General features: G+C 74.4%; 5 protein-coding genes and 1 pseudogene. 5 read left to right on the top strand and 1 reads right to left on the bottom strand.

What is annotated here, in order from left to right:
- The 4 genes and pseudogenes from HPY23_RS20310 to HPY23_RS20295 form a co-directional block, all read left to right on the top strand.
- Positions 1 to 198: pseudogene (locus tag HPY23_RS20310) on the top strand (Hint domain-containing protein); the annotation flags it as partial.
- A 25-nt stretch (positions 199 to 223) separates the two neighbouring features.
- Entirely contained in the window at positions 224 to 1117 is an 894-nt protein-coding gene (locus HPY23_RS20305; RefSeq protein WP_091882611.1) for a class I SAM-dependent methyltransferase, read from the top strand.
- Positions 1118 to 1222: 105 nt separating this feature from the next.
- Positions 1223 to 1483, top strand: coding sequence for a hypothetical protein (locus HPY23_RS20300; protein ID WP_060847685.1), 261 nt, complete (start codon positions 1223 to 1225; stop codon positions 1481 to 1483).
- 163 nt (positions 1484 to 1646) lie between these two features.
- Positions 1647 to 2993 (top strand): leucine-rich repeat-containing protein kinase family protein, encoded by a 1347-nt coding sequence (locus tag HPY23_RS20295; RefSeq protein WP_091882739.1) that lies wholly within the window; start codon positions 1647 to 1649, stop codon positions 2991 to 2993.
- 19 nt (positions 2994 to 3012) lie between these two features.
- Here the strand turns inward: HPY23_RS20295 and HPY23_RS20290 are convergent, their stop codons facing one another.
- Positions 3013 to 3924, bottom strand: coding sequence for a manganese catalase family protein (locus HPY23_RS20290; protein WP_091882609.1), 912 nt, complete (start codon positions 3922 to 3924; stop codon positions 3013 to 3015).
- A 297-nt stretch (positions 3925 to 4221) separates the two neighbouring features.
- Here HPY23_RS20290 and HPY23_RS20285 point away from each other — a divergent pair.
- The coding region (locus HPY23_RS20285) for a hypothetical protein (RefSeq protein ID WP_200649668.1) at positions 4222 to 4703 on the top strand (482 nt) is incomplete at its 3' end.

Here is a 4703-nt window from a genome sequence, read left to right as displayed (position 1 = left end):
TTCACGGAGGGCTCCGACCACGCGCTGCACAACCCCGACTTCGTCGTGCCGGGGCTCTCCGCCCGCTGCCGGCCGGTGGCGGTCGAGGGGCCGGTGGTCGAGGCCGAGCAGGCGCGGCTCTCGGCGGTGTTCGCCCACAGCCTCGGCGAAGCCTGTGCCTGGGACGAGGCCGGGCGGTTCGAATGGCTCGCGGCGTGAGGCCGGGCGTGCGACAAGCCGGGTCATGAGACCCGGCTCCCTCTCCCTCGACGCGTTCCTCACCCGCCGCGCCGCCGACCGGCGGCTGGCGCGGCTGACCCACGACATGCCCCTGCCCGAAGCGCGGGCCCTCGAATTCGGGCCAGGGAACAACCCGGTACCCCTGCCCGCCGGCGTGAGCGTGACCTACGTCGATCACGCCCTCGATGCGAATGCCGGCCTGCCCGGGGCGGCGCCGATCGACCGGGCCTGGGCCGGCTCGGGGCCGCTCGCCGCCCTGCTCGGGCCGGAGCCCTGCGACGTCGCCATCGCCGCCCAGGTGGCGCAGTACGTGCCGAACCTCCTCGGCTGGCTGCGCGGCATCCATGGCGTGCTGCGCGCCGGCGGCGTGCTCAACCTGTCGCTGCCCGACAAGCGCTTCATGTTCGACGCCGCGCGCCCCGTCAGCACCCTGGCGGAGCTCGTCGAGGCGGACCTGCTCGCCCTCGACCGGGCGAGCCCGCGCCAGCTCTTCGCCCATGCGAGCGAGGCCCGGGCCATCGCCCCGGCGCAGGTCTGGGAGGGGGCCGACCCCGTGACGGCGGGGCGCCTGTCCGGCGAGGACGCCCTGGGGCACGCCTACCGGGAGGCCGCCGCGGCCCTGGCGGAGGAGCGCTACGTACCCTGCCATTGCTGGGTGTTCACGCCCGAAAGCTTCCTCGACCTCGTCGCGGGGGCGACCCGGCTCGGGCTGTTCCCGTTCGTGCTGAACCGGATCGGCGCCACCGAGGTCGGCGGGTTCGAGTTCTACGTCTCGATGCGACGCGACGCGGAGGAGGAGCCGGTCGCCCTGCGCCGGATGCAGGAGGGGGGAATCGACCACCTCTCCCGGGTCCTGGCGCAGCAGCACCGCACCGCCGCGCTGCTCGCCGGGCGCTGATCGCCCGCTGGCGCCGAAAGGCCGCGCCGGCGACCCGGAACGCCGATGGCGCGCGGGCCGTTATGGTTCCATCAGCGTGCCCTCGCCATCGCCAGGAGGTCTTCCATGCGCGCCCTCACGATCCGGGCCACGGTCGCGGCCGCCCTCGTCCTCGGGACGGCGGGCGCGGCCCTCGCCCGCAACAGCGATTCCGGCAGCGGCCTGTCGCCCTACGCCGCCCTGAACGGCAACGACCGCTCGGCCGGAATCAACAACGGCAACTACCGGCAGCCGCGCTACGACCCCTACCTGCGCACCTACGGCCGTCCGCCGGTGGAGTACTATCGCGCGCCCCCGCCGGCCTACTATTACGGCTACCCGTACTGAAGCCGGCCGACCGATCCCGTCTCGCCCGCCCCCTTGATCCGGCGGCGTTTCCCGGCGACCACCGTCGCCGGGCGGCGCAACGGCGCGCCGCCGGGAGATCGAGGATGACGAGACCCGATCGGGCGACCCCCACCCCCGTGCGTGCGTGCCGGCCCGGGCGCGCATGAGCGTGGGCACGACCGCCGCGCGCCTCGACGCCCTGCGCCGGGGCGAGCTTGCCGGGATCCGGGAGTTGCGGCTCCCCGGCGGGCCGGACGGGCGGCTGACCGAGATGCCGCCGGAGATCCTCGGCCTCGCCGACAGCCTCGAGCTCCTCGACCTCGGTGGGCACGCCCTGACCGACCTGCCCGCGGGGTTCGGACGGATGCGCCGCCTGCGGGTCCTGTTCTGCTCGGGCAACCGCTTCACCCGCCTGCCGCCGGTGCTCGGCGACTGCCCGGCCCTGAGCCAGGTCGGCTTTCGCGCCACCGGCCTCGTCGAGGTGCCGGCCGAATCGCTGCCGCCGGCCCTGCGCTGGCTCACCCTCACCGACAACCGCATCGCGGCGCTGCCCCGCGCGCTCGGCGAGCGGCCGCGCATGCAGAAGCTGATGCTGGCGGGCAACCGCCTCGACGCCCTGCCGGAGTCCTTGAGCGGCGCGGAGAACCTCGAGCTCCTGCGCATCGCCGCCAACGGCTTTGCGGCCCTGCCCGGCTGCGTCGCCGCCCTGCCCCGCCTCGCCTGGCTGTCCTGGGCCGGCAACCCGTTCGAGGACCGCGCCGCGCCGGCGCCGGCCGCATCGGAGACGATCGCTTGGGACGACCTGTCCGTCGGCCCGCTGCTGGGCGAGGGCGCCTCGGGCCGGGTGATGCGGGCGGCGTGGCGGCCGGGGGCTGCGGGCACGGCGCGCCCGGTCGCCCTCAAGCTGTTCAAGGACGCGATGACCAGCGACGGCCTGCCCGAGCGCGAGATGGCGGCCTGCCTGGCGGCGGGGGCCCACCCGCACCTGACCGGCAGCCTCGGGCGCCTCGCCGACCATCCGGACGGCCGCCAGGGTCTCTTGATGCCGCTCCTGCCGCAGGGCTGGCGGGTGCTCGCCGGACCGCCGAGCCTCGAGAGCTGCAGCCGCGACGTCTACGACCCGGATCTGCGCCTGACCCGGGGAAGCGCCCTGCGCCTCGCCCGCGGGGTGGCGGCGGGCGCCGCCCACCTGCATGCGCGCGGCTTCGGCCACGGCGACCTCTACGCCCACAACGTGCTGTGGGACGGGCGCGACGGCGCCGCGGTGCTGAGCGACCTCGGCGCGGCCTCCGCCCTGCCGTCGGGCCGGGAGGGTGCCATCCTGCAGCGGCTCGACGTGCGGGCCTTCGGGCTGCTGCTCGACGAGCTCGGCCGCCACGCGCCCCTCGCCGGTCCCGCCCTCGCCGGGCTGGTGGCGGCCTGCACCGGGCCCGATCCGGCGGCGCGCCCGGCCATGGCGGAGGTGCGGGACGCCCTCGATGCGATCATCGCGGGCCCGGGGCCGGGCTGACCGGCCCCGTCCCGGTTCGTCAGCGGCCCTTCTTGTAGAGCTTGCTGGCGATCTCGAAGATCTCCTCCGGCTTGTAGTTCGGCGCGAAGGCGCCGTAATTGCCGTCGAGCTCCGGGATCTTGCCGCCCTCGGGCGCGCCGTCGACCACCTCGAGGTTCCCCGGCGGATCGCCCGGCAGGGCCACCTCGTCGTTCGACCACACCCCGGCCGCCTCGGGATAATCCTGCGAGAAGGTGTAGAGCCGGCGGTGGCTGCCCTCCTGCAGGTATTTCTGGCATTCCGGGATGCGGTCGAGGTTGATGTTGGGGGTCGGCAGCATCTGCTCGATCGCCACCCCCGTCAGCTTCTTCAGCGCCAGCGCGTAGGCGTGGGCGTGGACCGAGCCGCGCACCAGCAGGTAGCCGCAGACCTCGCGCCCGGTCTGGTCCGTCAGGGTCTCGTAGACCCGCAGCTTGTGCAGCCGCGCGCCGCATTCCAGGTGGAAGTTGTGCAGCAGGTCGACGATGATGTTCCCGGTCGTGGTGACCATGTCCATGTTCCACGACGTGGCGTTCGAGTTCATCGGCATCGCGCCGCCGCCGTTGCTCAGGAAGCTGCCGGCGAGCCGGATGTCCTGCATGTCGTGGAAGGGCGCCTTCGACACGTCGACGTCCGGCGTCGGGTCGCCGGGGCCGTTGTTGAGCATCGCCACCCCGGTCGAGACCAGCTCGACGTGGCCGAGCTCCTCGGCGAAGATGCTCGAGACCAGGCTGTAGAAGGGACGCAGCTTCGACTTGTCGCGGAAATTGAAGCTCTGGAACATGTAGTTGCCGAGCGTCGACATCTCGCCGTACTTGCCGCCGAGCAGCTCCTGCAGGGCGGCCGCGGCGTTCGGGTCGGGCCTCTTGGGCTGCGGCAGCTCGGCCTGCAGGCGGTCGATCCTCATGAACATGGGCACGGCACCTCGTCTCGCCGGGGTCTCCCCCGGAGCCTGGTGGGCATACTCCCCGCATCCATCGCGGATAGTCCCCGGGAGCATCGATCGACGGGTGGTTGGGTTCCCCTGCCCGATACTCCCCTGGCGCATCGGTCGCAGGGGGAGACGGGGGGCCGGACGGAGCGGGGTGACGCACCCGCGCCGCAGGGCGCGGACGAATGCGGAGGCGGGCGGTCAAGCGGTGCAATAATCCTTGACCGCGATGCGCCGGCAGGCCCCCCTTGGAGAATCGCCGACCGACTCCCGGATACCATGGCCACCCCGATCGACACCGGCACCATCCTGGCCCTGCTACGGCGCGCGACCGAGCAGGTGCGCGCCTCGACCGCCCGCGCCACCGCCGCCGAGGCCCGGGCCGACCGGCTCGGCCGCGAGGTCGGCGCCCTGCTCGTGCGGGTCGAGGACGCGCTTCAGGCCGCAGCGACCGAGGCCGCCGAGGCCCGTGATGACGCCGCCGGGGCCCGGGACGCCGCCGCTGCGGCCAAGGATGTCGCCGCCGACGCGCAACAGGCCGTCCTGATCGCGCAGGCGGCTGCGACCGAGGCCGACAGGATCGCCGCCGAGGCCGACGCGGCGGTTGCCGAGGCACGAAACGACGCCGCCGAGTGGCGGAACGCGGCCGCCGAGGCGGAGGCCCGGGTCGGGGCGGCGGAGGCCCGGCTGTCGGCCGAGCGGGCCGCGATGCGCCGCCTGGAGGCACGGCTGGCCGAGGCCCAGCGCGCCACCGCCGCCGC

This window comes from Methylobacterium ajmalii (assembly GCF_016613415.1).
Taxonomy (GTDB): domain Bacteria; phylum Pseudomonadota; class Alphaproteobacteria; order Rhizobiales; family Beijerinckiaceae; genus Methylobacterium; species Methylobacterium ajmalii.
The sequence above is the reverse complement of the archived record's forward strand: the minus strand, read 5'-3'. Positions and strand labels throughout refer to the sequence as shown.

Bases quoted from the DNA above. Each gene is read 5' to 3' on its own strand.
- HPY23_RS20305 (WP_091882611.1), top strand. From the start codon at position 224: ATGAGACCCGGCTCCCTCTCCCTCGACGCGTTCCTCACCCGCCGCGCC.
- HPY23_RS20300 (WP_060847685.1), top strand. From the start codon at position 1,223: ATGCGCGCCCTCACGATCCGGGCCACGGTCGCGGCCGCCCTCGTCCTC.
- HPY23_RS20290 (WP_091882609.1), bottom strand. From the start codon at position 3,924: ATGTTCATGAGGATCGACCGCCTGCAGGCCGAGCTGCCGCAGCCCAAG.
- HPY23_RS20295 (WP_091882739.1), top strand. From the start codon at position 1,647: ATGAGCGTGGGCACGACCGCCGCGCGCCTCGACGCCCTGCGCCGGGGC.